The organism is Pseudomonas sp. GP01-A4, from assembly GCF_058780865.1.
Genome location: NZ_JBYSWF010000073.1, coordinates 1 through 26,140 on the forward strand (window position 1 = coordinate 1; position 26,140 = coordinate 26,140).

At 60.7% G+C, this 26,140-nt stretch carries 24 protein-coding genes; 10 read left to right on the forward strand and 14 right to left on the reverse strand.

Going from position 1 to position 26,140, the window contains the following annotated elements:
• Window positions 1–87: 87 nt before the first annotated feature.
• From AC3WKX_RS28980 to AC3WKX_RS28995, 4 genes are all read right to left on the reverse strand, one after another.
• Window positions 88–981, reverse strand: coding sequence for an NAD-dependent epimerase/dehydratase family protein (locus AC3WKX_RS28980; protein WP_102605600.1), 894 nt, complete (start codon window positions 979–981; stop codon window positions 88–90).
• A 104-nt stretch (window positions 982–1,085) separates the two neighbouring features.
• Complete coding sequence (locus AC3WKX_RS28985) at window positions 1,086–1,982, reverse strand: LysR family transcriptional regulator (RefSeq protein WP_003212293.1); 897 nt, start codon at window positions 1,980–1,982, stop codon at window positions 1,086–1,088.
• 41 nt (window positions 1,983–2,023) lie between these two features.
• Complete coding sequence (gene mdaB / locus AC3WKX_RS28990; RefSeq protein WP_008436691.1) at window positions 2,024–2,614, reverse strand: NADPH:quinone oxidoreductase MdaB; 591 nt, start codon at window positions 2,612–2,614, stop codon at window positions 2,024–2,026.
• A gap of 117 nt (window positions 2,615–2,731) precedes the next feature.
• Window positions 2,732–3,496: a sulfite exporter TauE/SafE family protein gene (locus AC3WKX_RS28995; protein WP_102605601.1), complete on the reverse strand. Its 765-nt coding sequence runs from the start codon at window positions 3,494–3,496 to the stop codon at window positions 2,732–2,734.
• 190 nt (window positions 3,497–3,686) lie between these two features.
• On the opposite strand from AC3WKX_RS28995, the gene AC3WKX_RS29000 reads away from it, so the two are divergent.
• Window positions 3,687–4,601, forward strand: coding sequence for a LysR substrate-binding domain-containing protein (locus AC3WKX_RS29000; protein ID WP_102605602.1), 915 nt, complete (start codon window positions 3,687–3,689; stop codon window positions 4,599–4,601).
• A 15-nt stretch (window positions 4,602–4,616) separates the two neighbouring features.
• Here AC3WKX_RS29000 and AC3WKX_RS29005 read toward each other — a convergent pair whose 3' ends face one another.
• Together AC3WKX_RS29005 and kynU are read right to left on the reverse strand one after the other, a co-directional pair.
• A complete protein-coding gene (locus tag AC3WKX_RS29005) occupies window positions 4,617–6,047 on the reverse strand; it encodes an amino acid permease (RefSeq protein WP_102605603.1) in 1,431 nt (476 codons plus the stop codon).
• Between the two features lie 164 nt (window positions 6,048–6,211).
• Window positions 6,212–7,462, reverse strand: coding sequence for a kynureninase (gene kynU, locus AC3WKX_RS29010; protein WP_102605604.1), 1,251 nt, complete (start codon window positions 7,460–7,462; stop codon window positions 6,212–6,214).
• Window positions 7,463–7,604: 142 nt separating this feature from the next.
• Between kynU and AC3WKX_RS29015 the strand changes: the two genes are divergently transcribed.
• Window positions 7,605–8,078 carry an Lrp/AsnC family transcriptional regulator gene (locus AC3WKX_RS29015; RefSeq protein ID WP_003212305.1) on the forward strand — a complete coding sequence of 158 codons (474 nt, stop codon included), beginning with the start codon at window positions 7,605–7,607 and terminating at the stop codon, window positions 8,076–8,078.
• Window positions 8,079–8,202: 124 nt separating this feature from the next.
• Here AC3WKX_RS29015 and catA read toward each other — a convergent pair whose 3' ends face one another.
• From catA to AC3WKX_RS29030, 3 genes are read right to left on the reverse strand one after another with little or no spacing between them, the layout of a single operon-like run.
• Window positions 8,203–9,132 (reverse strand): catechol 1,2-dioxygenase, encoded by a 930-nt coding sequence (gene catA / locus AC3WKX_RS29020; RefSeq protein WP_003212307.1) that lies wholly within the window; start codon window positions 9,130–9,132, stop codon window positions 8,203–8,205.
• A gap of 42 nt (window positions 9,133–9,174) precedes the next feature.
• The gene (gene catC, locus AC3WKX_RS29025; RefSeq protein WP_008436679.1) at window positions 9,175–9,465 is read right to left on the reverse strand and encodes a muconolactone Delta-isomerase; all 291 of its coding nucleotides are present in this window, start codon (window positions 9,463–9,465) and stop codon (window positions 9,175–9,177) included.
• Window positions 9,466–9,481: 16 nt separating this feature from the next.
• Window positions 9,482–10,606 (reverse strand): muconate cycloisomerase family protein, encoded by a 1,125-nt coding sequence (locus AC3WKX_RS29030; protein ID WP_102605605.1) that lies wholly within the window; start codon window positions 10,604–10,606, stop codon window positions 9,482–9,484.
• Window positions 10,607–10,720: 114 nt separating this feature from the next.
• Between AC3WKX_RS29030 and AC3WKX_RS29035 the strand changes: the two genes are divergently transcribed.
• Complete coding sequence (locus AC3WKX_RS29035) at window positions 10,721–11,596, forward strand: LysR family transcriptional regulator (protein WP_102605606.1); 876 nt, start codon at window positions 10,721–10,723, stop codon at window positions 11,594–11,596.
• Between the two features lie 139 nt (window positions 11,597–11,735).
• Here AC3WKX_RS29035 and AC3WKX_RS29040 read toward each other — a convergent pair whose 3' ends face one another.
• Window positions 11,736–12,734: an AraC family transcriptional regulator gene (locus AC3WKX_RS29040; RefSeq protein WP_008436676.1), complete on the reverse strand. Its 999-nt coding sequence runs from the start codon at window positions 12,732–12,734 to the stop codon at window positions 11,736–11,738.
• A 313-nt stretch (window positions 12,735–13,047) separates the two neighbouring features.
• On the opposite strand from AC3WKX_RS29040, the gene antA reads away from it, so the two are divergent.
• The 4 genes from antA to AC3WKX_RS29060 all read left to right on the forward strand — a co-directional run bounded on the left by antA (window position 13,048) and on the right by AC3WKX_RS29060 (window position 17,580).
• Window positions 13,048–14,439: an anthranilate 1,2-dioxygenase large subunit gene (gene antA, locus AC3WKX_RS29045; RefSeq protein ID WP_003212318.1), complete on the forward strand. Its 1,392-nt coding sequence runs from the start codon at window positions 13,048–13,050 to the stop codon at window positions 14,437–14,439.
• On the forward strand, window positions 14,439–14,930 hold the full coding sequence (gene antB, locus AC3WKX_RS29050; protein WP_003212320.1) for an anthranilate 1,2-dioxygenase small subunit: 492 nt from the start codon (window positions 14,439–14,441) through the stop codon (window positions 14,928–14,930). Before antA ends, antB begins: the two co-directional genes overlap by 1 nt.
• A gap of 170 nt (window positions 14,931–15,100) precedes the next feature.
• A complete protein-coding gene (gene antC, locus AC3WKX_RS29055; RefSeq protein WP_102605607.1) occupies window positions 15,101–16,108 on the forward strand; it encodes an anthranilate 1,2-dioxygenase electron transfer component AntC in 1,008 nt (335 codons plus the stop codon).
• A gap of 71 nt (window positions 16,109–16,179) precedes the next feature.
• Window positions 16,180–17,580, forward strand: a complete 1,401-nt coding sequence (locus AC3WKX_RS29060) for an amino acid permease (RefSeq protein ID WP_008436670.1) — start codon at window positions 16,180–16,182, stop codon at window positions 17,578–17,580.
• 177 nt (window positions 17,581–17,757) lie between these two features.
• Here the strand turns inward: AC3WKX_RS29060 and kynA are convergent, their stop codons facing one another.
• Both kynA and kynB read right to left on the reverse strand, forming a co-directional pair.
• Window positions 17,758–18,615: a tryptophan 2,3-dioxygenase gene (gene kynA / locus AC3WKX_RS29065; protein ID WP_008436669.1), complete on the reverse strand. Its 858-nt coding sequence runs from the start codon at window positions 18,613–18,615 to the stop codon at window positions 17,758–17,760.
• Window positions 18,612–19,262, reverse strand: coding sequence for an arylformamidase (kynB, locus tag AC3WKX_RS29070; RefSeq protein ID WP_102605608.1), 651 nt, complete (start codon window positions 19,260–19,262; stop codon window positions 18,612–18,614). Before kynB ends, kynA begins: the two co-directional genes overlap by 4 nt.
• Window positions 19,263–19,651: 389 nt before the next feature.
• Here kynB and AC3WKX_RS29075 point away from each other — a divergent pair, with 389 nt between their 5' ends.
• From AC3WKX_RS29075 to AC3WKX_RS29085, 3 genes are all read left to right on the forward strand, one after another.
• Window positions 19,652–19,996, forward strand: coding sequence for a cupin domain-containing protein (locus AC3WKX_RS29075; protein WP_003212331.1), 345 nt, complete (start codon window positions 19,652–19,654; stop codon window positions 19,994–19,996).
• A gap of 557 nt (window positions 19,997–20,553) precedes the next feature.
• Window positions 20,554–20,754, forward strand: a complete 201-nt coding sequence (locus AC3WKX_RS29080; protein ID WP_003212332.1) for a hypothetical protein — start codon at window positions 20,554–20,556, stop codon at window positions 20,752–20,754.
• A 239-nt stretch (window positions 20,755–20,993) separates the two neighbouring features.
• A complete protein-coding gene (locus AC3WKX_RS29085) occupies window positions 20,994–24,047 on the forward strand; it encodes a UDP-N-acetylmuramoyl-tripeptide--D-alanyl-D-alanine ligase (protein WP_173883062.1) in 3,054 nt (1,017 codons plus the stop codon).
• Here the strand turns inward: AC3WKX_RS29085 and AC3WKX_RS29090 are convergent.
• Both AC3WKX_RS29090 and AC3WKX_RS29095 read right to left on the reverse strand, forming a co-directional pair.
• Window positions 24,044–24,907 (reverse strand): alpha/beta hydrolase family protein, encoded by an 864-nt coding sequence (locus tag AC3WKX_RS29090; RefSeq protein WP_102605610.1) that lies wholly within the window; start codon window positions 24,905–24,907, stop codon window positions 24,044–24,046. The genes AC3WKX_RS29085 and AC3WKX_RS29090 overlap by 4 nt on opposite strands.
• A 35-nt stretch (window positions 24,908–24,942) precedes the next feature.
• Window positions 24,943–26,133 (reverse strand): beta-barrel domain-containing protein, encoded by a 1,191-nt coding sequence (locus tag AC3WKX_RS29095; RefSeq protein ID WP_087693464.1) that lies wholly within the window; start codon window positions 26,131–26,133, stop codon window positions 24,943–24,945.
• Between the last annotated feature and the right edge of the window lie 7 nt (window positions 26,134–26,140).

Below are 26,140 nucleotides of genomic sequence, written 5' to 3' on the forward strand. Positions count from 1 at the left end.
CATTTGACCGCATTCCAAAGTTGGAACTCGGTCAAATGTGGGAGCGGGCTTGCTCGCGAAAGGGCTAGCCTCGGTCTCAAGCGAACATCAAACCATCTCGTTGCGAATCCACTCAACTACAGAAGTCCGCTTCGGCGCCCATCCCAGCAATTCCCGCGCATGCTTGCCGCGAACCCGGCTGTTGGAGCCCAGGCCATAGTTGGCCATTTCATAACCCCACTCGGCCTCGGCATCCGCCAATGGCCAATCCTGTGGTTTACCCAGCTTCAGCGCTTCGGCAATCGCGGTGGTCATGTCGACAAACGCCGCTTCGCCACTCTCCACAAAGTAGAAAGTGCCCGGCACATTCTTTTCCAGCGCCAGCAGGTACAACGCAACCACGTCTTCAATGTGCACGTTGGACCAGATGTTCTGCCCGGTGCCCACATGCCGCACTACACCGCTTTTGCGTGCCTGCTTGAGCAAGCGTGGCAATTGCACGCTGTCGCGCTTGACGCCCAGGCTGTGACCGTAGATCAGGGTGTTGCAGATCACTGCCGAGTTCACGCCATCTTTGGCTGCAGCCAGGATCAGGTTGTCGATGGCCACGCGAGCAGCCTTGTCGACAGTCGGCGCCGGCAGGTTGTCTTCAAAGTAGATGACATCGCTGGACTTACCGCCCGACGCATCGCCGACGATGCTCGAACCGCTGGTGTGCAGGAAGGTTTTGTTGGAACCGCGCAGCGCGGCCAGCAAGGTTTCCACGGCGCCGCGATGGTCGCTGCTGGCGGCGTTGATCACCGCGTCAGCTTTCTTCGCCTGCTCGGTCAACAGCGCGCTGTCATCCAGCGTACCGATCACCGGCGTGATACCCAGTGCAGTCATTTCCGCAGCCTGTTCGGTGCTGCGCACCAGGCCGGTGACGTTATGGCCGGCCTTGACCAGGCCAGTGGCGATGGAACCGCCGATAAAACCGGCAGCGCCGGTGATGAATACGTTCATGGAGGTGTCTCCCTGCGTGAGTAATTGATGGACTCAGTATTGCGGACCTATCCATTCCGAATAAGTCCGTATTGCCCAATTCAATCTTGCGCAGAGGTCACGAATCAGCTGGCGTAGCTGGCCAGCTTGCCCTGGATAAAGTCCAGGAAGCACTGGATGCGCAAGGCCAATTGCGAGTTGCGGTAGTACACCGCGTTGATCGGTTGACGATAGCCGCTGTTGAACTCGGCCAGCACCGGTATCAGGCGCCCGGTCTTGATGTCCTGGGCGGTCATGAAGTCCGATAGACAGGTGATGCCCTGCCCTTCCAGCGCCAGCTGGCGCAAGGTTTCACCGCTGGAAGCGGCGACACCGGGCTGGATTTGCCAGCGATCGCCGTGCACATGGCGCAACGGCCAGTGGTTGAGGGTTTCGGTCTGGGTGAAGCCGAGCAACGTGTGTTCGGCCAGTTCGGCAACGGTGGTGGGCGTGCCGTGCTGTTCCAGGTACGCCGGGCTGGCGAGGATATGCAGCGGGCTGCACCCCAGTGAGCGGGCGTGCAACGTCGAGTCGGCCAGGGCACCGATACGGATCGCGATGTCGGTGCTCTGTTCCAGCAGGTCGATGATCAGGTCGTTGCTGTTCAGTTCCAGCTGGATATCCGGGTACAGGCCACGAAACTCGGCGATGTACGGCACGATCGCATGCAGCATGAACGGCGACGCCGCGTTGATCCGCAGGCGCCCCGACGGGGTTTGCTGGCGCGACGACAGGCGTTCTTCCAGGTCGTCCATCTGCTCGAGGATCACCTTGGCCCGCTCGAAGAAATACTTGCCCTCTTCGGTCAGGTCCATGCGCCGGGTGGTGCGATTGATCAGGGTGGTGTCGAGCTTGGCTTCCAGGCGCGACAAAGTGCGGCTGACCGCCGACGGCGTCTGCCCGACCTGTTCGGCTGCGGCGGAAATCGACCCGCATTCAATCACGCAGACGAAGATCTGTAGCTCATCGGATCGGGCTTTCAACGTGAATCCTCTTTATAGCGGCTGCACGGATACTAGCCGCATTACAGACTCAGGTTAAACACCTGTGCCAGATGCTGTTCATAACGCGCCACGTCGGCTTCGATGGCCGGGCGTTTCATCACGTCCACGCAAAGGAAGGTCGGCAGGCCGGTCATGCCGAGGAACTCGTTGGCCTTGTGGAACGGGAAATACACCGCGTCCACGCCCTTGGCTTCGAAAAAGTCGGTGGGGTCGTCGAACGCTTGCTGGGGAGCGTTCCAGGTCAGGGACAGCATGTATTGCTTGCCCTGGATCAGGCCACCGCTGCCGTATTTCTGCGACGAGTCGGAGCGGGTGCGGCCGTCGCTGGCGTACAGGCTGCCATGGCCTTCGGTGAAGACTTCATCGATGTACTTCTTGACGATCCACGGAGCGCCCATCCACCAGCCGGGCATCTGGTAGATGATCACATCGGCCCAGAGGAATTTGGCGACTTCTTCGGCCACGTCGTAGCCGGCGTCGATGTGGGTTTCCTTGACGTCAATGCCGCCACGGTCCAGTACCGCCAGGGCGGCTTCATGCAGGGTGCTGTTGTAGCGACCGTCGGAATGGGCGAATTTCTTACCGCCGTTGAGCAGGAGTACTTTTTTCATAGGGGGTGCCTAAAGATTAAAAATGTCTGAAGGCAGGGTAACGGGGTCGGTGCTTTGGAATAAGCGTCCCGGCGGCAAAATACATTTGACCAAGGCGCACGAATCAACGGCATATTGTTAACCACTGATCAGCAGATGACCCCCCAGCGCGGCCATGCCGATAAAGAACACCCGCTTGAACAGCACGGCACTGATGCGCTGGCGCAGGGCCTGGCCCAGCCACATCCCGAGCAGCGCGGGAACCAGCGCCAGCAACGAGGCGTTCAATTCGCCGCCGCCCAGGCTGCCACGCCAGAACAGCCCGGCTGCCAGCGCCAGGGTCGACACGGTGAACGACAGCCCCAACGCCTGCACCAGCTGATCGCGGTTCAAGCCCAACGCTTGCAGATACGGCACCGCCGGTATCACGAACACCCCGGTGGCCGAGGTGATCACCCCGGTCAGCACGCCGCACAGCGGGCCCAGCCAACGCTCGGTGGCCGGGCTTACCTTGAACGTCGGCAGCAACAGCCCGCTCAAGGCATACACCAGCAGCGCGCCGCCCAACGCCCGCACCACCCAATGCCCGCCATCCATGCCCAGCCACAACGAGCCCAGCCCGGTGCCGAGGAAAATCAGCAGGAGCATCGGCCACAGGCGTTTGATCAACGCGCTCAGGTGACCGCCGAAGGCCAGTTGCCAGAGGTTGGTGACGGTGGACGGGATGATCAGCAACGCCGCAGCCTGCGCCGGCAACATAGCCAGGCCGAGCATGCCCATGGCGACGGTGGGCAGGCCCAGGCCGATGACGCCCTTGACCGTACCGGCCAGCAGGAAGGTGCCGACCACCAGCAATGTCAGGGCCGGGCCGAGGTTTTGGTAGAACGCGAGGAAAGTATTCATGGGCCGATTTTGCAGGTTTGGGTGATGTCTGAAAATTCGCCATATACTGAGGCAGCCTCTTGTTTTGCATGAGGCAGATGGCCTCTTCGCGAGCAAGCCCGCTCCCACATTTTGAAAGGGTTCACAGATCTAAATGTGGGAGCGGGCTTGCTCGCGAAGAGGCCCGTACAGACACTGAGATCCCCAGCACATGCACTTTGACCTGATCGACCTGCGCCTGTACCTGCACATCCTCGACACCGGCAATATCACCGCCGGCGCCAGCCGCAGCCATTTGTCCCTGGCGGCGGCCAGTGCGCGGATCCGGGCGATGGAAGCCTCGCTGGGCATCGAGTTTCTTGAACGTGGTCGCCGTGGCGTCACCCCGACTGCTGCGGGCAAAGCCCTCGCCCGTCACGCCCGCCTGCTGTTGCAGCAAGCCGATCACCTGCAGCAAGACCTCGCGGAATACGCCAACGGCGTCAAGGGCCAGGTGCGCCTGCTGTGCAACACCACCGCCCTGAGCGAATACCTGCCGGAGCTGTTGGCGGACTTTCTGCACGAGCACCCCAACCTCGACATCGACCTGCAGGAACTGCCAAGCCTGCGCATCACCCACGCCTTGCGCCAGGGCGCGGCAGACCTGGGGATTATTTCCGACGCAGTAGATACCCACGGCCTGCAAACCCTGCCCTTTCGCGACGACCCGCTGGTGCTGATCATGCCGCTGGATCACCCGCTGGCCGGGCGCACCGTGAGTTTTATCGACAGCTTGCAGCACGACTATGTGGGCCTGGCCGCCGACAGCGCGCTGGCGGTGTACCTGGAGGAACAGGCATTGCACGCAGGCTTTCGCTTGCAGACACGCATCCGCGCAGATGGGTTTGACGGGCTGATTCGCATGGTTGCCCGGGGCGCCGGGCTGGGGATCGTGCCCCTGGCGGCGCTGGAGCGCTGGCCGTTGGAGCGGCGCTTCAAGGCCCAACCCCTGAGCGAGGATTGGGCCTGTCGCAAACTGCTGTTATGCGCCCGCGAGTTCGAGCAATTGCCCGGTTACGCCGCCCAACTGCTAAACGCCCTCTCCCCCTGTAGGAGCGAGCTTGCTCGCGAAGCACGTCAACGATAACGCGGGCTTTCTGATTTAACCCGGCGCCCTCGGGTTTTTCGCGAGCAAGCTCGCTCCTACAAGGTTTTGGCGACCCTTGCGGAAGAATACGTAGTACACCAGCGACAGAATCAGCAGGAACGGCACCCCGAACACCAGCGTCATCTTGAACGCATCGGTGAAGAACGTGGTGATCATCACCGCGCCCATCAGCACCAGGCCCAGCAGCGTGCTGTAGGGAAACAGCGCCAGCTGGAACGACAGCTTCGCCCCGCCGTGACGCTTGCGGTAGCGGCGGAAAAACAGGTGCGTGAGGAAGATCATGAACCAGGTGAAGATCGCGCCAAACATCGAGATCGCCATCATCAGGGTGAACGAGCTTTCCGGGTACACCACGTTCAGCAGGGTCGCCAGGGCAATGCCCGAGCTGGACAGCAACAAGGCGTTCAACGGGATCCCGCTCTTGCTCAAGGCGCCCATGGACTTGGGCGCAAAACCGGCGCGGGACAGGCTGAACATCATGCGGGTGGTGATGTAGAGCTGGCTGTTCATCGCCGACAGCGCAGCGATCAGGATCACGAAGTTCATCACCCCGGTGGCGCCGGGAATGCCGATGGTCTGCATCACCGTGACGAACGGGCTCTGGGCGTGGCCAGCCTGGTTCCACGGCACGATGGCCAACATCAGCGCCAGGGTCAGCAGGTAGAACACCACCAGGCGCACGATGGTCGCGCGGAAGGCTTTTTTCACCGCCTGCTCCGGGTCGGCCGCTTCACCGGCGGCCACCGCGATCATTTCCACGCTCAGGTAACTGAAGATCGAGACGATCACCGCGATCCACATGCCGCTCAACCCGTTCGGGAAAAAGCCGCCGTGGGCCGCGTAGTTCTGCACGCCGTAATCCGGATTGCCGGAGCCGAACACCACGTACACCGCGAGGATGATGAAGCCAACGATGGCGCTGATCTTGATCGTGGAGAACCAGTACTCGAAGTTGCCGAAGGTCTTGACGCTGATGGCGTTGAGTACGATCAGCACGCTGGAAAACGAGACGATCCACACCCATTCCGGCACGTTGGCAAACCAGTACTTCATGTACATCGCCACCGCCGTGACCTCCGCGCCCACCGCCAGCACAATCGCCGCCCAGTACGCATAGCGCACCAGGAAACCGGCCAGCGGGCTGACGTAAAACTCCGCATACGCGCCGAACGAGCCCGAGGTGGAATGCGCCACGGTCATCTCCGCCAGGCAGCCCATCAACAGTAAAGTGATCAGCGCACCGATGGCATAGCTCACCAGCACGCTGGGCCCGGCATAGCCGATGGCGTAGGCGCTGCCCATGAACAGCCCGGTGCCGATGGCGCCACCGATGGCGATCATGCTCATCTGGCCGGAAGTGAGCTGGCGCCTGAGGCCCAGTTCGCGATTGGTGATTTCGGCAAAGCCTTGGTCTGGCGTGGTCACGTGGCGTGCCCCTTTATTATTGTGATTGCGCTGCTTTCTGGTTGAAACACTGTCCCCTGTGGGAGCGGGCTTGCTCGCGAATGCGGTGTGCCAGTCAATACATCAGGGACTGATGGACCGCATTCGCGAGCAAGCCCGCTCCCACAGTTTTGCTCTGCGTTTACTCAGGTGACGCTGTGGCGAACCTTGAATTGCGGCTGGTCCCAGGTTCTCTGATCGAGAATCTCACCCAGGATTTCCACCGCATCCCACACTTCAGCAAAGCTGGTGTACAGCGGGGTAAACCCGAACCGCATGATGCGCGGCTCGCGATAATCACCAATCACGCCGCGAGCGATCAAGGCCTGGATAACCGCGTAGCCTTCCGGGTGTTCGAAGCTGACGTGGCTACCCCGTCGGGCATGCTCACGCGGGGTGATCAGGGTCAGGTCGTGGGCGGCGCAACGGCTTTCCACCAACTCGATAAACAGGTCGGTCAACGCCAGGGATTTAGAGCGCAAGCTGGCCATATCGGTCTGGGCGAAAATATCCAGGCCACACTCCACCATCGCCAGCGAGGTAATCGGCTGGGTGCCGCACAGGTAGCGGGCGATGCCCTGGCTCGGGGCATAACGCGATTCCATGGCGAACTGTCGGGTATGCCCGAACCAGCCCGACAGCGGCTGCGTAACCACATCCACCAGCGCCGGGTTGACCCACACAAACGCCTGGGAGCCGGGCCCGCCGTTGAGGTATTTGTAAGTGCAACCAATCGCATAATCGGCACCGGCCTGATGCAGGTCGATCGGCACCGCGCCCGCCGAATGCGCCAGGTCCCAGATCGCCAGCGCGCCACATTCATGGCTCAAGGCAGTCTGGGCCTGCATGTCGTACATGTAGCCGGTCTTGTAGTTGACGTGGGTGAGCATCACCACGGCCGTGTCCTGGTCGATGGCTTTCGGCAGTTCGTCCGGGCTGTTGACCAGGCGCAGGGAGTAGCCCTGTTGCAGCAGTTCGGTGAGGCCTTCGGCGATGTACAGGTCGGTGGGGAAATTGCTCGCTTCGCTGACGATCACCTTGCGGCTTGGCGCGCGTTCGCGTTGCACGGTCAGCGCGGCGCTGAGCACTTTGAACAGGTTGATGGAGGTGGTATCGGTGATCACCACTTCACCGTCGCGGGCACCGATCAGCGGTGCCAGGCGATTGCCCAGGCGCTGGGACAGGCCGGCCCAGCCGGCACTGTTCCAACTGCGAATCAGCCCATTGCCCCACTCCTCGGCGATCACCGCTTGCGCCCGTTCCAGTGCCGCTACCGGGCGCGCACCGAGGGAGTTGCCGTCTAGGTAGATGACCCCGGCCGGCAAGGCGAATTGGTTGCGCAATGGCGCCAGCGGATCCTGGGCGTCGAGGGTCAGGCAATGGGTGCGGGTGGTCATGGTCAGTCCTGTTGTTGTAGTAACAATGAGCCAAATAATGAACGAAGTTTTAGAGAATTTTCGTGCAAAGTGGTGGGCAACAGGCTAATTAAGCTGTAGGAAATTCGAATTTAACCCCCAAACACGCGGATTTATTCTAACCATGATTCTCGACGCCACCGACCTGCGCCTTCTGCATTTCCTGCAACAGGATGGCCGTATCAGTAACCAGGAACTGGCGGAGAAAGTCGCCCTGTCGCCGTCGGCCTGCCTGCGGCGTTTGCGCCTGCTGGAAAGCGAGGGAATCATCAGTGGTTATCGGGCGGTGTTGAACGCCGAGCAGCTGGGGATCGAGCTGGAGGCCATCGTCCACCTGTCGTTACGCCAGGATGTGGAGGATTGGCACGAGACGTTTATCAAGAAGGTACAGGGGTGGCCGGAGGTGGCCAGTGCGTACGTGATTACCGGGGCGAGCAATTATGTGCTGCGGGTGCAGGCGCGCAACCTCAAGCATTTTTCGGATTTCATTGTGAACCACCTGAACCGCACGGCGGGGGTGATGGATATTCGCTCGGAGATCGTGCTGCAGAAGATCAAGGATCGGGATGATCTGCTCGATCTGGTTGTTCGCAAGTAGGCCAAACGATACAGAGCCAATGTGGGAGCGGGCTTGCTCGCGAAGGCGGAGTGTCAGTCACCGGAAATATTGACTGATCCACCGCATTCGCGAGCAAGCCCGCTCCCACATTTTTTTACCGCGTTCAGTCTTCGAGGGCGCGCACTCGCTGCATGCGCTTTTGTTCTACCGGCGCCGCCGCAGGCTGCAACTCGAAGTCAAAATCAATCTGCGCAAACTGCCCTTCCACACCAAATTCCTTCGCCAGGTTTGCGTCCTCGCTGAAGCGAATTTCGGCGATCAACTCATCCCGCGTCGCATAGGCAAAATCATCATGCAGGTACGGGTCATCCGACAGGTTGATCTGCGTGGTCAGGTGCCGATGGCCCGGCGCCGAGATGAAGAAGTGGATATGCGCCGGCCGCTGGCCATGGCGCCCCAACTGGTCCAGCAACTGCTGGGTCGGGCCGGTCGGCGGGCAGCCATACCCCGACGGCACGATGCTGCGAAAACGGTAGTTGCCCTGGGCATCGGTCTCGATTCGCCGACGCAGGTTGAACTCCGACTGCGTGCTGTCAAACCACGAATACGTACCACCGGTATTGGCCTGCCATACATCGACAATCGCCCCCGCCAACGGCTTGCCATTGGTGTCGCGCACCTGGCCCTGCATGAACAGCGGCACGCCCGGGTCCTGCCCGTCGTCCAGCCGCGCCTCGAACTTGGACAGCGGCGCACCGGCCACATACAGCGGGCCTTCGATGGTGCGCGGGGTGCCGCCGGACTTGCCGGCTTCCTCGTCCGCCGCGTCCATCAGCATGTCCAGGTAATGCTCCAGGCCCAACCCTGCCGCGAGCAAGCCGGCTTCCTGGTTCTTGCCCAGTTCGTTGAGGTAGTTGACCGCCTTCCAGAACTCTTCCGGAGTCACTTCCAGGTCTTCGATGATGTTCACCGTGTCCCGCAGGATCCGGTAGATCAGCGCCTTGGCCCGTGGGTTGCCGCCGTCGTTAAGGTTGCCGCTGGCTTCTTCGAGAAACTGTTGGGCGTGAGCAGTCTGGGAAAGTCGGATGGACATGGTGCAATCCTCATCTTGTAATTATTAGGTGAAAAAACAGACTCAGCGATCATCCTCACGGATCGACGATGGATGCCGGCACAGGGCATTCACTTCGATGGCCATGTAAGGATAAAGCGGCAGTTGCATCAACAGGTCATGCAGTTCCTGCACGCTGTCGACATCGAACACGCTGTAGTTGGCGTACAGCCCGGCGATGCGCCACAGGTGGCGCCATTTGCCTTGCTCCTGGAGCCGCTGGGAGAAGGCTTTTTCTTCAGCCTTGAGGCTGGCAGCGCGCTCGGGGTTCATGTCGACGGGCAGGTTCACGGTCATTTTTACGTGGAACAACATCGCAGGTGTCCTCTTGTTAGTTATCGCGACGGAAGAACGCCAGGCGCTCTTCATCGATGGCCAGGCCCAGGCCCGGAGCGGTGGAGACATGCAGGTGGAAATCGCGGTACACCAGCGGCTCGGCGAGGATGTCTTCGGTGAGCAGCAGCGGGCCGAACAGCTCGGTGTCCCACGCCAGTTTGTTCAAGGTGAGGAACGCGTGGGCCGAAGCCAGGGTACCGATACCGCCTTCGAGCATGGTGCCGCCGTACAGGCCGATACCCGCCGCTTCGGCAATCGCTGCGGTGCGCAATACCGCACGCGGCCCGCCATTTTTGGCGATCTTCAGGGCGAACACCGAGGCCGCGCCTTCGCGGGCCAGGTTGAAGGCATCTTCCACGCATTCGATGGATTCGTCGGCCATGATCGGCGCCGGGCTCGACAGGTTGAGCCGCACCATGCCGCCGCGGTTGTTGCGCGAGATCGGTTGTTCGATCAGGTCGATACCGTTGTCCCCCAGCACCTTGCAGGCGCGCAGGGCCACAGCTTCGTCCCAGGCCTGGTTGACGTCGACCCGCACACTGGCGCGGTCGCCCAGGGCTTTTTTGATCGCGATGACGTGGGCCAGGTCCTGGCTGACTTCACCGGCGCCGATCTTCAATTTGAAAATGCGGTGGCGGCGCAGGTCGAGCATCTTCTCGGCCTCGGCGATGTCTTTTTCGGTGTTACCGCTGGCCAGGGTCCAGGCCACCGGCAAGGCGTCCCGCACGCGGCCGCCGAGCAATTCGCTGACCGGCAGGTTCAGGCGTTTGCCGAGGGCGTCGAGCAAGGCGCTTTCGATACCCGACTTGGCAAAGGTGTTGCCCCGGATGCTGCGCTCCAGGCGCAACATGGCGGCATTGATGTTGCTCGCGTCCTGGCCGAGCAGCAGCGGCGCGAAGTGCCGGTCGATGTTGATCTTGATGCTGTCGGGGCTTTCATTGCCGTAGCTCAGGCCACCGATGGTGGTGGATTCACCAATGCCTTCGATACCGTCGGCGCAGCGCACGCGGATGATCACCAGGGTCTGGTTCTGCATCGTGTGCATCGCCAGTTTGTGCGGGCGGATGGTAGGGAGATCGACGATGATGGTCTCGATCGACTCGATGGCGAAAATCGGCATGGCAATACCCGTTGGGTTCTTTATAGATTTGGCCTGATTCTGTTCCGGATCTCTGCTGGCTTCCAATATAGAATGAGTCTCGAACAATACCCTTAAGGTATGAATGGAGTCTTTATGGAACTGCGCCATCTGCGTTACTTCCAGGTGCTGGGGGAAACCCTCAACTTCACCCGCGCCGCCGAACGCCTGCACATTGCCCAGCCGCCGTTGAGCCGGCAGATCCAGCAATTGGAGGACGAACTGGGTGTGGTCCTGCTGGAGCGTGGGCGCCCGTTGCGCCTGACCGAAGCCGGGCGGTTTTTCTATGAGCACGCCAATGTGCTGCTGGAGCAACTGGGCAAGGTGTGTGACAACACCCGGCGCATAGGCCTTGGGCAGAAAACCTGGCTGGGCATCGGTTTTGCGCCGTCGACGCTGTACGGCGTGCTGCCGGAGTTGATTCGCCGGCTGCGCAGCCACGATGGCCTGGAGCTGGAGTTGGGCCTGTCGGAGATGACCACGCTGCAACAGGTCGAAGCCCTCAAGGCCGGGCGGATTGACGTAGGCTTCGGGCGGATTCGCATTGACGACCCGGCCATTGTGCAGCGGGTATTGGTGGAGGACCGGTTGGTGGCGGTGTTGCCCGCCGGGCATCCCCTGCTGGGCGCCCCGGCCACCCTGGCGCAATTGGCCGCTGAACCCTTCGTGCTGTATCCCGGCAACCCGCGCCCGAGCTACGCCGACCATGTGATCGCGCTGTTCGATGCCCATGGCTTGAGCCTGAAGGTTTCGCAGTGGACCAACGAATTGCAGACCGCCATTGGTCTGGTCGGCGCAGGCATGGGCGTGACCCTGGTACCGGCCTCGGTTCAGGTGCTGCACCGCGCAGACATTGGCTATACGCCGGTGGTGGAGGCCACCGCCACGTCGCCGATCATTCTCAGCCGGCGGATCAATGAACAGTCGCCGGGGCTCAGTCATTGCCTGCAACTGGTGGAAGAGTTGATTTAAAAGAACACCACACATCCAATGTGGGAGCGGGCTTGCTCGCGAATGCGCAGTGTCAGTCACCGAATGAGTTGGCTGATGCACCGCATTCGCGAGCAAGCCCGCTCCCACAGTTGATCTCCGTTGTTTTTGCGTAAGGTGTTCATCCACGCATACGCCGGGCGTCGTTGCGTTGCAGGGTCTGGCTGGGGGATTCGTCGAACAGCTTGCGGTATTCGGCCGAGAATCGCCCCAGATGAGTAAAGCCCCAGCCCAGGGCGATTTCGGAGATGGTGCGCGTGGAGCCATGCTCGAGGATTTGCTGGCGCACGGCACCCAGGCGGTATTTCTTCAGATAGGCCATGGGCGACAGGGCGAAGTATTTGCGAAAGGCATCGAACAGCTTGAAGCGCGACACGCCCGCCGCCGCCTCCAGATCCTCCAGGTGCACCGCTTCCCGGGCGTTGTCGTGGATGTACTGTCGGGCACGAATCAAATAGTGCGGCAGCTTCACCCCCAGCACGTCCCGCAGCTCTTCGGAATAGTTGTTCGGCTGGGCCAGGATCAGGCCCTTGATCAGCGAGCTTTCCAGGTCCCGGGTAAACGCCACCTGGTCATACAGCTCGCTGCTGCGCTCCAGTTCGGCGATGAAATACCGCGCCATGCGCCACCACGACGCGGAAGCGCCGTCCACCGCGTCCATCGCCGATTCGAAGCGCAGCGGCGCTTCAATCGGCCGCTGCAGCAGGCCTTCCAGGGATTCGCTCATCGCCGCGCGGGTGATCACCACCTGCAACTTGCGGCAGTCGCCCGAGATCTCCAGCACCTGATGTTCGTTGGGCGAAATGATCACCCCCTGGTCACGGTTGGAGCTGAGCCGTACGCCGTTCTTGCTCAGTTCCTGCTCGCCCACCAGCGGCAAGGTCAGGCTGTAGCTGCTGAAGTGCTCGGCGTCTTCAATGTCGATGGTGACATCGGTGCCGTATTCGATAATCCCCAGCGTCGTGGCGCGGGACTTGAACACATTGGCGCTGTGGTGAAAGCGGATGCGCTCCGGCGTCGCGGTTTGCAGGCGGTGCGGCCCGCAAATGCCGGACATCCAGCTGCAGGCGCCTTCAAGGTCGAAGCGCTCGATACGTATATCGCGTGTATTGCTACTCATCACGGGGCACCCACGGCAATTGTGGCCGGCGCGCTCTGACGGCGCGTCCTGGTAGATCGACAGCAAGTTTTGCGCCACGCCAGCGGGATCGCCACTGGGTGGATAGCAACCGTCGACTAAGTGGATAACAAGCAGACTTTTCCGACAATCGCCTTGCAAGACAGTAGCGCATTCCGCCACCGCCCTGCACCGCCGTGGGTATTTCGTGCCCAACTAAGTGGCCCACCTTCCCCCATTAACCGGATAGCCCGGTGCCCCGCCGCAGCCTCTTAATGGCTTACCCGTTTAGCCATTATCAAAAAAGGTGCCTCCCATGAGTGGTGCAAGAAGCGTCGAGCAGTGGAAAAGCTTTATCGAAGGCTGCCTGGACTTCCGTCCGGTGGATGAGGTGTTCCGCATCGCCCGGGACATGTTCACCGAGCCGGAGTTGTTCGAGCTGGAAATGGAGCTGATCTTCGAAAAAAACTGGATCTATGCCTGTCACGAGAGCGAACTGGCCAACAAGCACGACTTCGTGACGATGCGCGCCGGGCGCCAGCCGATGATCATCACCCGCGACGGCGAAGGCCAGCTCAACGCGCTGATCAACGCCTGCCAGCACCGGGGCACCACCCTGACCCGAGTCGGCAAGGGCAACCAGTCCACCTTCACCTGCCCGTTCCATGCCTGGTGCTACAAGAGCGATGGCCGGCTGGTGAAGGTCAAGGCGCCGGGGGAATACCCGGAAGGCTTCGACAAGGCCACTCGCGGCCTGAAAAAAGCGCGGATCGAGAGCTACAAGGGTTTCGTCTTCATCAGCCTCGACGTGAACGGCACCAACAGCCTGGAAGACTTCCTCGGCGACGCCAAAGTGTTCTTCGACATGATGGTCGCCCAATCGGCCACCGGTGAGCTGGAAGTGCTGCCGGGCAAGTCCGCCTACACCTACGACGGTAACTGGAAACTGCAAAACGAGAACGGCCTGGACGGTTATCACGTCAGCACCGTGCACTACAACTACGTGGCCACGGTGCAGCATCGCCAGCAGGTCAATACGGAAAACGGCACCGGCTCGGGCACGACACTGGACTACAGCAAACTCGGCGCCGGCGACGCGAACACCGATGACGGCTGGTTCGCCTTCAACAATGGCCACAGCCTGTTGTTCAGCGACATGCCCAACCCCACCGTGCGTTCGGGCTACGCCACCATCATGCCGCGCCTGATCGAAGAACACGGCCAGCAAAAAGCCGAATGGATGATGCACCGCCTGCGCAACCTGAACATCTACCCGAGCCTGTTCTTCCTCGACCAGATCAGCTCGCAGCTGCGGATCATCCGGCCCATCGCGTGGAACAAGACCGAAATCATCAGCCAGTGCCTGGGGGTGAAGAACGAGTCTGACGCCGACCGTGAAAACCGTATTCGCCAGTTCGAGGATTTCTTCAACGTCTCGGGCATGGGCACGCCGGATGACCTGGTGGAGTTCCGCGAAGCCCAGCGCGGCTTCCAGGGCCGTCTGGAACGCTGGAGCGATATCTCCCGCGGCAGCCATCGCTGGGAAACCGGGCCTACGCCCAACAGCGAATCCATCGGCATCCAGCCGGCGATGACCGGCACCGAATTCACCCACGAAGGGCTGTACGTCAACCAGCACCGCAACTGGCAGAAATTCCTGCTGGACGGACTCGACCAGCAAGCCCTGAAACTGCGGGAGGTGGAATGATGAATGCGCAATTGCAGTACCGGATCGAGCAGTTTTTTTACCGTAAATCCGAGCTGTGCGATGCCCAGGATTGGGACGCCTACGTGCAGTTGTTCGACCCGCAGAGTGAATTCCACCTGCCGCAGTGGGATTCGGAACATGTCTACACCCGCGACCCGAAGCGCGAAATGTCGTTGATCTACTACGCCAACCGCTCGGGGCTGGAGGATCGGGTGTTTCGCCTGCGCACGGGCAAGGCCGCGTCGGCCACGCCGATGCCGAGGACGCTGCATTTGATCAACAACGTGCGGATTGCCGAGCAACCGGACGGGCTGCTGGAGGTGAAGTTGAACTGGCATACGTTGTTCTATCGGCTGGCGACGTCGGAGCAGTTCTACGGCAGCGCCACTTACAGCCTCAAGCCCGATGGCGACAGTTGGTTGATCACCCGCAAGCATGCGCTGCTGCTCAACGACACCATCAACTCGGTGCTGGATTTCTATCACCTGTGACCTGATGCATTACACCTGTGGCGAGGGAGCTTGCTCCCGCTGGACCGGGTTGGCGCTCCAGTGCGTAGCGCTCCCGGCTTTTTGGGGCTGCTGCGCAGCCCAGCGGGAGCAAGCTCCCTCGCCACAGTTAAATCGCAGGCATAGAAAATCAAACTCGCGGAGTTCTGCGAATGAATCACAAAGTGGCCTTCAGTTTTGCCGACGGCAAGACCCTGTTTTTCCCGGTGGGCGCCAATGAGATCCTGTTGGATGCGGCGTTGCGCAACGGCATCAAGATCCCGCTCGACTGCCGCGAAGGCGTTTGCGGCACTTGCCAGGGCCGCTGCGAGTCCGGCGATTTCACTCAGGACTACGTAGACGAGGAAGCCCTCTCCAGCCTCGACCTGCAACAACGCAAAATGCTCAGCTGCCAGACCCGGGTCCAATCCGACGCGGCGTTTTATTTCGATTTTGATTCCAGCCTGTGCAACGCGCCGGGGCCAGTACAAATCCGCAGTACGGTGAGCCAAGTGCAACAGGTCTCGGCCAGCACCGCGATCCTGCACCTGCAGCTTGAACACCCATTGGACTTTTTGCCGGGCCAATATGCCCGCCTGTCGATTCCCGGCACCGACAGTTGGCGCTCCTACTCTTTCGCCAACCGCCCGGGCAATCAGTTGCAGTTCCTGATCCGCCTGCTGCCCGATGGCGTGATGAGCAACTACATTCGCGAACGCTGCCAGGTCGGTGATGAGTTGCTGCTGGAAGCGCCACTGGGCGCTTTCTACCTCAGGCACGTCACCCAACCGCTGGTGCTGGTTGCCGGCGGCACCGGCCTATCGGCGCTGCTGGGCATGCTCGATGACCTGGCCGCCAGCACCTGCCAACAGCCGGTGCACCTGTATTACGGCGTGCGGGGTGCGGCCGATTTATGCGAGGCAACACGCATAAAAGCCTACGCCGATACGATCCCGGGGTTTCGCTACACCGAGGTACTCAGCGACCCACCTTCGGACTGGGCCGGCAAACGCGGCTACCTCACCGAGCATTTCGACCTGGCCGAATTGCGGGATCAATCGGCAGATATGTACGTCTGCGGCCCCCCTCCGATGGTCGAATCCATCAAACAATGGCTGCTGGATCAGGCACTTGATGGCGTTCAGCTGTATTACGAAAAGTTTACCGAGAGTAATATCTGACCCCTCAGCGGTTTGAGGGGCTGGTTCGGTGTGCGATCAACCCTGAAAAAAACAAGTAGAAGGGAATGTTAATGGCGGATGACATGGTTAACCCGGTGGGCCTCAAGCGTGGCCTGAAGAACCGGCATATTCAGCTGATTGCCTTGGGAGGGGCGATCGGGACCGGGCTGTTCCTCGGCTCGGCGGGCGTGCTCAAGTCGGCGGGGCCGTCGATGATCCTGGGCTATGCGGTAGCCGGGTTCATCGCGTTCCTGATCATGCGCCAGCTGGGCGAAATGATCGTCGAGGAACCGGTGGCCGGCTCCTTCAGCCACTTCGCCCACAAGTACTGGGGCGGTTACGCAGGCTTCCTCGCCGGCTGGAACTACTGGGTACTCTACGTGCTGGTGGGCATGGCCGAGCTGACAGCGGTGGGCAAGTACATCCAGTTCTGGTGGCCGGAAATTCCGACCTGGGTCAGTGCGGTGGTGTTCTTTGTGCTGGTCAACCTGATCAACACCCTCAACGTGAAGTTCTTCGGTGAGACCGAGTTCTGGTTCGCGATCATCAAGGTGGTGGCGATTGTCGGCATGATCGTGCTCGGCTGCTACCTGCTGTTCAGCGGCACCGGCGGCCCGCAGGCCTCGGTGAGCAACCTGTGGAGCCACGGCGGGTTCTTCCCGAATGGCGGCATGGGGCTGTTGATGTCCATGGCGTTCATCATGTTCTCGTTCGGCGGCCTGGAGCTGGTGGGTATTACCGCCGCCGAAGCCAGCGAACCCCGCAAGGTGATCCCGAAGGCGATCAACCAGGTGGTGTACCGGATCCTGATTTTCTACGTCGGCGCCCTTACCGTGCTGCTGTCGTTGTACCCATGGGATCAACTGCTGCAAACCCTCGGCGCGTCGGGCGATGCCTACAGCGGCAGCCCGTTCGTGCAGATCTTTTCCTTGATCGGTAACGACACCGCCGCCCACATCCTCAACTTCGTGGTCCTGACCGCGGCACTGTCGGTGTACAACAGCGGCGTGTACTGCAACAGCCGCATGCTGTTCGGCCTGGCCGAGCAAGGCGACGCGCCGAAAGCGCTGATGAAGTTGAACAAGCAAGGCGTGCCGCTGCGTGCCCTGGGCATCTCGGCCCTGGTGACGCTGCTGTGTGTGGTGATCAACTACGTAGCGCCGCATGACGCACTGGAGCTGTTGTTTGCGCTGGTGGTTGCCTCGCTGATGATCAACTGGGCGCTGATCAGCCTGACCCACATCAAGTTCCGCAAGGCCATGGGCGAGCAAGGCGTGGTGCCGTCGTTCAAGACCTTCTGGTTCCCGTTCAGCAACTACCTGTGCCTGGCGTTCATGCTGATGATCATCTGCGTGATGCTGGCGATTCCGGGCGTACGGGCGTCGGTGTATGCGATTCCGGTCTGGGTCGGGATCATCTATGTGGCGTACCGGTTGCGGTTGAATAACGCGAAGGTAGTAACAGCGCAATAACCCATGTGGGAGCGGGCTTGTGTGGGAGCGGGCTTGCTCGCGAAGGCGTCGTGTCAGTCACCTGATGTATTGACTGACACACCGCTTTCGCGAGCAAGCCCGCTCCCACATTTTGATCGTATTCCAAATGAAAAGCCCCGGTACTGATGAGTACCGGGGCTTTTTGTTGGGCCTTGATTACAGCGTGGAACGCACTCGCCACAGCTCGGGGAACAATACGGTGTCGAGCATCTTGCGCAGGTAGCCCACGCCTTCGGTGCCGCCCGTACCAGGCTGGAAGCCGATGATCCGCTCCACGGTGGTGACATGGCGGAAGCGCCACTGGCGGAAAGAATCTTCCAGGTCGATAAACTTTTCGGCCAATTGGTACAGGTCCCAATACCGGCTCGGATCGCGATAAACCTCGCGCCACGCCGCCTCCACGGAATCATCGTGAACCGTTGGCGCCGTCGGGTCGCGTTCGGCGCGCTTGGGGTCGATCGCCAGCCCGGCCTTGGTCATCAGGTTGATCGCCTCGTCATACAGCGACGGCGTGGCAATCGCCACCTGCAGCTCCTTCAACAACTCCGGCCGGTGGGCATGAGGCCGCAACAGCGCCGCGCTTTTATTGCCGAGGATGAATTCGATTTCCCGGTACTGGAACGACTGGAAACCCGACGACTGCCCCAGGTACGGGCGGATCGACTTGTACTCCGACGGCGTCATGGTCGCCAGTACCGCCCAGGCGTGCACCAACTGGTCAAAGATCCGCGACACCCGCGCCAGCATCTTGAACGCCGGCGGCAGCTCACCCAGGCGCACGTGTTCGCGGGCGGCCTTGAGTTCGTGGAGCATCAACTTCATCCACAGCTCCGAGGTCTGGTGCTGGATGATGAACAGCATCTCGTTGTGGTCCGGCGACAGCGGGTGCTGGGCGCTGAGCACTTTGCCCAGGTCCAGGTAGTCGCCGTAGCTCATGGACTCGGAAAAATTCAGCTCGGCGTTATGCCATTCTTCCGGCGGCTGGTAGTCAGGGGAGAAAGGACACTGGCTCATCGCGTGGGCTCCTTGAGCGGGCGGAGAATGGCTCGTACCGGGCTGGCATCGAGGTTGGCAAAACGCAGCGGCAGCGCGATCAACTCGTAATCGCCCTCCGGCACGTCGTCGAGGACGATGCCTTCGAGAATCGCCATGCCATGCCGGGCGACGGCGTTGTGGGAGTCCATGGTCTTGGACTGCTGCGGATCCAGGGACGGTGTGTCGATACCGATCAGGCGCACACCGAGGCTGGCCAGCAGCTCGACGGTTTGCGGAGCGACGGCGGTGAAATTCGAATCCCAGGCATCCAGCGGCGCCTGTTGATAAGTGCGCAACAGTACACGCTCCGGCAGGTTTTCCAGCCGGCCTTCCAACTGATGCGGCTGCACCAGCGCGCCGCTGCCCAGGCAATGCAGCACCCGGCACGGGCCCATGTACACATCCAGGGACACTTCGCCAATCGGCGCGCCGTCCGCGCTGTAGTGCAACGGCGCGTCCACATGGGCGCCGGTGTGGGGCGACAGGGTGATGCGTCCGACATTCACCGGGCACTCGGGGCCGAACTGCCAGACCCGCTCTTCCTGAAACGGCGTATCACCCGGCCAGGTCGGGGTCGCGGTGCTCAAGGGCGGGCTGATGTCCCACCACGTTTTTATTGGATTCATTTCAAGGCTCTCGGTCGTTACTGGGGTGAATGATACGAGGGCCGGCTGTAAATATTCTTGCGAATTCCAGCGCAAAGCGGGAAATCTTTCGCACTTACTGCGAGGAAATGGCTGATTGGCGCACAGATATTTCGTACCGACTCAATCCTTCAAACAACAAATATCCCCTGTGGGAGCCGGGCTTGCCCGCGATGAGGTCGGCACAGCGTGCCCTTCCATCGCCTGACACTCCGCCACCGCGGGCAAGCCCGGCTCCCACAGGGGTTGGCGGTGACTCACGGCTGTGCAAATGACTGCGCTTCTGGGCATCCCGATGTCGAGTCCAGACCACTGGCGGGCCGCCCAAGGCGATAGGGTTCGGACTTCCCTTCCACTGCCTCGGAATCATCATGTCCAAGCCAATCACCGTACTGCGCGACACCCATCCACTGCCGGTGCTGGACGCCTGCAAATGGGAAAAACTCGAAGGCGACCCGCACACCGTCAACCTCAACGCCTACACCAGCGAGGACGGCAGCAAGATCATGGGCACCTGGATCTGCACCCCCGGCAAATGGCGGGTGGAGTATGTGAAGTGGGAATACTGTCACTTCCAGGAAGGCTACTGCGTGATCACCCCGGACGGCCTGGAGCCGATCCATTTGCGGGCTGGGGATATCTTTGTGGTGGAGCCGGGGATGAAGGGGACATGGGAAGTGGTCGAGACGGTGCGTAAGTATTTTGTGTTTGCCTGATCCCACCTCCTGGAAAGGGGTCGCCCTGGCCCCTTTTACCTCAACGACGACCGTCGCGCCCTTCTGATAAAAGCAGCACCTCCCTGCCCCTCTTCCAATAACAATCGCTGTTATACGTGACAACAACCCTTGATATTCGAAAACAATCAATTAGTATTTTGTGACAGAATATTGTGAGCACCAAGTTCTTGAAAAAATCTCATGACGTAATGCGCAAAATACATAATCAAACTCACCAAACAGTACAACCACTACTTTAGTTATAGATAAGATTGACTTTTGACACCCCCTACACTTTGAGATAGCTTTCTTGCAACCGGTCTATACTCGAATCTCATAGCATTATAACCCGATGATAATAAGAGGTACGGAGAAGGTGCAGAACTTCACATAATCGCAACCTTCACTGCACATTGATGGAAAACGCGCAGCGATTTGAATTAGACTCCAATGAATCAGTTGATTACCCCATTGGTTTGTTCTAAGGACTCCACACGTCTTCCAGCACTTACTGCACGCGGCAGTCGAGACCGCGCTTTTGTAAAAGGATCAAGAAAATGCCTGAAAAAACAACACGTCTGACCATTCTCATCGACTTCCCGACCAAGCAGCGTCTGGAGTCGCTGTCCGAGGAAGTTGACCTTACTATTTCTCAGGTTATTCGCAAGCTGATTCGTGACCATCTCCAGCAATACGAGAGCCAAGTCCCGCCCTCCGTGCTGGAGCCGGAGAAAGAGGATTCATCGCTCTGCTCTTGATATATAAGCCTGGTTAATTTGCCTTTATAAAACTGTGCGGCATAACTTTCTGCTTATTTATCAGCTGGCGCGCAGTTTAATCATGAACACTGCGCGCCACCCCTCTCCAAGTTAAAAACTGGTGATGAACTATGCCTGTGAAACAGCAATGGCTTGCTTGTTATGCTCATCTAAGCAAAGAAATGAATGGGCCTGCTGTATCATCAGACACCGCGCAGCCCTGTACCTTGTTTTTCTCCATGAGCGACGGCACCCAGCGCGCGCATGTTTTTCATATCACGGCAGATAACTTCGAAGCCGCCTGGCAAACCGGTGTGCAGCGCTTGCAGGGAGCCTACGAACGAGACCGTGCGCAGTCAGGCAACATCGTCGAACGTTCATGGATACGCGTCGAATGCGCGATCAACGTAACCGCCATCACCTGGGCCGAACTCAATGCGCGCTTCAAGCGCCACAAGCGTAATTACTTCCGGCGCGGCATCGCCTTCGATGCGGCGCTGCACATCGCGATCACCGAACAGGAACTGAACGCCAACGCGATCCTGTATGGCGGCAACGCTATCAATCACGCGAGCTTCAATGCCGGCAATTTTTCGGTGTACGCCAGGCGCCGTTTTACCGGGCTCAATACAGCCGACCTGATCGCCACACTTGAACCCGAGACCCCCGTGTTCCTGTTCGACACCAAGGGCGTTTTTTGTGCCGAAGACGGCGTGCCCCACCCGCTGAACCCTGGCCCGACAGAAACCGGCTGGCGCACCCTCGCAGCGCTGGAGCCCGGCATGGTAAAGGCGAGCATCATCAGCGCCGCAAGCTACCTGAGCACTCAGGTGCAGGGCGGCGGCCAGTTCGTCTACGGCTACTTCCCGTGCTTTGACCGGGCGATAAAAAACTACAACACCCTGCGCCACGCCAGTACCACCTATTCGATGATCGAGGCCTGGGCACTGACCGGCGACGAGGCGCTTAAATCCGCCATCGACCGCTCGCTGGCCTACCTTACCCAGGAACTGATCAAGTCCTACGCGCTGCCCGACGGCAGTGTGGCGGCGTATCTGCTGGACACCGGTGACGAGATCAAACTGGGCGGCAATGCCGTGTGTTTGTTGGCGCTGGTCAAATACAGCGAAGTCACCGGCACCCGCCACTATCTACCCGTGCTGGAAGCCCTGGCCAATGGCATGGCCTGGATGCAGGACGCGACCACCGGCGCCTTCGTGCACGTCTTGCATGGCCGTGACCTTACCGTCAAAGAGGCGTTCCGGATCATCTACTACGACGGCGAGGCCGCGTTCGGGTTGATCCGCCTCTACGGCCTCACCGGCGATGAGCGCTGGTTAACCGTGGTGGAAAAAGCCTTCGACTACTTCATCGAAAAACAGCACTGGCGCGAGCACGATCACTGGCTCAGCTATTGCGTGAACGAACTGACCCGCTACCGACCTGACGAAAAGTATTTCCGCTTCGGCCTGAATAACGTCGCCGGTTATCTGGGGTTCGTTCAACAGCGCATCACCACCTTTCCGACGCTACTGGAATTGATGATGGCTGCGCAGCAGATGCTCGAACGCATCGCCCAGCAAGCGCAATTGCGCCACCTGCTCACCGAGATCGACCTGCACGCGTTTTACCGCGCCCTGCATCATCGTGCGCGCTATCTGTTCAACGGGTATTTCTGGCCGGAAACGGCGATGTATTTCGCCAATCCTGCGCGCATTACCGGCTCGTTTTTTATCCGTCACCACGCGTTCAGGGTGCGCATCGACGACGTGGAGCATTACCTCTCGGGGCTGATTGCCTACCACCGCTACCTGCTCGACGGCGCGCCGCAAGTGAGCCGGGCCCAGGACGCAGCGCCCCTCGGCTGGGTCTGGGACGCCAACACCCTGGCTCGGGTGACACACGGCACCTGGGCCAAACAGCCACCACCCGGTTGGTACACGTCGGGTTTGACGCCGTCCATGCAGTTTTTCAAACCCCAGCGCATGCTCAATCGGCACCCCAGCAAGGTGGGACCGAACGAAGTGCAGTCGGCGCTGCGCTGGGCCCAGGCCAGTCCTGAGCGGCGCCCCTCGGCGTTCTTGTGTGTAGACCCGACGCCCTACCTGGACAGCGGCCTGCCGGTGTTACAGGTCGCCGATACCAGCGAGGCCATGCTGCAAATGGGTCGATACGCCAGGCAGCAATTCACTGGCCAGGTGTTCGGCGTCACCGGCAGCTTCGGTAAAACCACCGTGGTCGCCATGCTCGGCCACGCCCTGAAACACTGGGGCGAAGTGGGCCACACCGAGGCCAACGCCAACCTGCCCCATGGGATCGCCTGGAACCTGGCGAGCATGCCCCGGCCGGCCAAATTCTGGGTATTGGAAATGGCCGTGGGCCGCATGCCGATTAACTCGGAGCTGGTGCGCCCACACATTGCTATCGTGACCGGGCTGGCTCCGGCGCACCTGGAATACCATGGCACCCTGGAAAACCTGGCGCGTAAAAAGAGCGCGATCTTCCGCTCGATGGCACCGGGTGGGCACGCGGTGCTGTGCCGCGATATGCCGCACTACGAGGTGTTCGCCCAGGCCGCCGAAGTCGCGCGCTTGCACGTGACCAGCTATGGCGAACACGCTGATGCCGATGTGCGCCTGCTCGACGTGTGCAGCGAGGCCGACCGGGTCTACGTCACCGCGCAACGTGACACGCAACGGCTGGATTTCAGCCTGAGTGCTCGCGGCCGACACATGGTGCTCAACGCGCTGGGGGTGCTGGCGTCGCTGTTCGCCGCGGGGCTTGACGCCGACCAGGCACTGGAAGTGCTGACCGGCTTCCAACCGGTGGAAGGTCGCGGCAATATCCGCTCGATCAAATGCACCGACGGGCATTTCCAGCTGATCAACGATGCGTACAACGCCAACCCCGGCTCGATGGCTGCGGCCTTGCGCTCGATGGCCGACCTGCCCGTGGCCTCGCGGCACCGGGTAGTAGTGTTGGGCGACATGCTGGAGCTGGGCCCCGACGCCCAGCGCTACCACCTGGAACTGGCTGACTCGCTGCGCGCGGCGGCGCCCCGGCATTTGGTGCTGTGCGGGCCGCTGATGCATGAGGTGTACCGGGTGCTGCGCAGTGAGCTGTCAGTGCAGTGGTTCGAGGATGCCACGGCATTAGGCCAGGCGTTGGCGCGCCACCCCGGCCAGTGGTTCCAGGCGGGGGATTGGGTACTGGTGAAAAGCTCCGGTGGTACCGGGTTGTCGCAGATCTGTGATTGGCTGAACACGACCGAACAGGCGGTGCCGGCGGGTTAGCCCGCGCAGCCCGCTGCTGTCTTCAGGCCAATGTCATTGCGCAGTTGGTGAAACATCGCAGGCACACCCTGCGCCTTGACCAACTGCGCCTGATGCCCGGCGCGAATCAACGCCTGGTAAAAACGCTCCTGCAACACAAATGGGGTTACCTGGTCGTCCACGCTGCCAATCACGAACAACTGCCGCGCAGGCGCAACGGCAATGCCGGCCAGGTGCTCCAGGGGATCGTAGGGGTGCAATAAACCATTGGTGTCGCGTCCCGGGCGCGAAGGCAGGCCTTTGCTTTGACGCAACATCTGCGCGCGCTGCACCAGGGCAAACGCGCCGGAAGTCATCACCGCACACTTCACATCGGTACGCCCCAAGGTCAACAACGCCGCGGCCACCGTGGCGCCGCCGCTGTGCCCCAGCAACACAAACTGCCCGATGCCGTAACGCTTGCGCAGCTCGTTGAGCGCAGCGTCCAGCACAATGAATTCCCGCGCCTGGCGCCGCTGCCCATGGTTGCCGCTGGAACCGTAGGTGCCAGGTCGCGCCACAATCACCACCGGTACGCCCGCACGCCGGCTCAGGGCCTTGGCCTGCCTGGCCTTGGCGGCCAGGGTATTGCCACGGATCGACTCGGGCGAGCGGTGCATTTCCACGTTGCGGTCGCCATGAAACATCACGATCACCACGGGCGCATGGCTCAGCACCGCCCCGGAAAAATAGCGAATGCACTCATCGCCCCCGGCCAACTCGACCCAGAGTGCAGAGTCGACCTGGTTGCAGGTCGACTGGTTGGCCGGGGTGTTCCAAAGCAACGGTGTCGAACCCTCACTCAGGGCCCACGCGCCCGGCACGCCGGCCCACAACAGCATCCACCACAACGCAAACCTGGCCACAGCCACCTCGCCTAACGCTCGCGCAAGGCCTCCCGCGCACGGTTCATGGGCTTGATCAAATAGTCGAGCACGGTTTTCTGGCCGGTCTTGATATCCACCGAGGCAATCATCCCAGGCACAATCGAAAACGACTTGCCGGCCTTGTTTTTCAAGGTGTCAGCGTCGGTGCGGATGAACACTCGGTAGTAAAAAACTTCTGGCTTGACCTCGTCCTGGATAGTGTCCGGAGAAATGGTCACGACCTTGCCGTCCATGCCGCCATAAATGGCGTAGTCGTAGGCGGTGATCTTGACCTTGGCCACCTGGTCGGGATGGATAAAGGCGATGTCTCGCGGGGAGATACGCGCCTCGATCAACAACTGCTCATCCAGGGGCACAATCTGCATCAGGCGCCCGTTGGGCGGGATAACCCCGCCGATGGTGGTGACCTCGATCCCCTTGACGATACCGCGCACCGGCGAGCGCAGGGTCAGGCGGGTCACCGAGTCGGAGCGCCCGCGCATGACTGACGACAGCGTCTCGACGTCGGCATTGACCTTCGCCAGGTCCTCACCGGCCCGCACCATATACTCGGAGCGGGCCTGGGTCAGTTTCAACTCCAGCTCGGCCTTTTGGCGCTTGAGGCGCAACACCTCAACGTTGCTGGCGGCGCCGACCTTGGCCAGGTTTTCGGTGATTTCCAGCTCGCTACGCACCAGCCCGAGCGACGATCGCACGCCGGCCAACGATTCTTCGAGGCCCTTGCGCCGAGTGTTGAACAGGTCGGTTTCGGCGCGCACCAGTGCGGGGTAACGCTCAAGCTCCGGGGGGAACAGTAACGGTTTACCGTCTACCTCGGCCTGCAAACGCGCGACGCTGGCCAGCGACGCCCGGTACTTGGCGGCACTTTCATCAAAGTTGGATTCGGTCTTGGTCGGGTCAAGCCTGGCCAACGTCTGGCCATTTTTGACGATATCGCCCTCCCCCACATTCAACTCCGTGACGATGCCGCCTTCCAGCGACTGGATGATTTGCTCACGCGAGGTCGGGATGACTTTGCCGCTGCCCGTCGAGACTTCGTCCACTTCAAAAAAGTAGGCCCAGGCACCAAACGCAATCAGCATGACAAACACCCAGCCCACCACGCGCGTGGCGCGCACCACGGTGCGTTCATCCACGCCGTCGTGGGTATGCCGGGCGCCTTCGTCTTCGGTGGCGAGCAGGGGTATG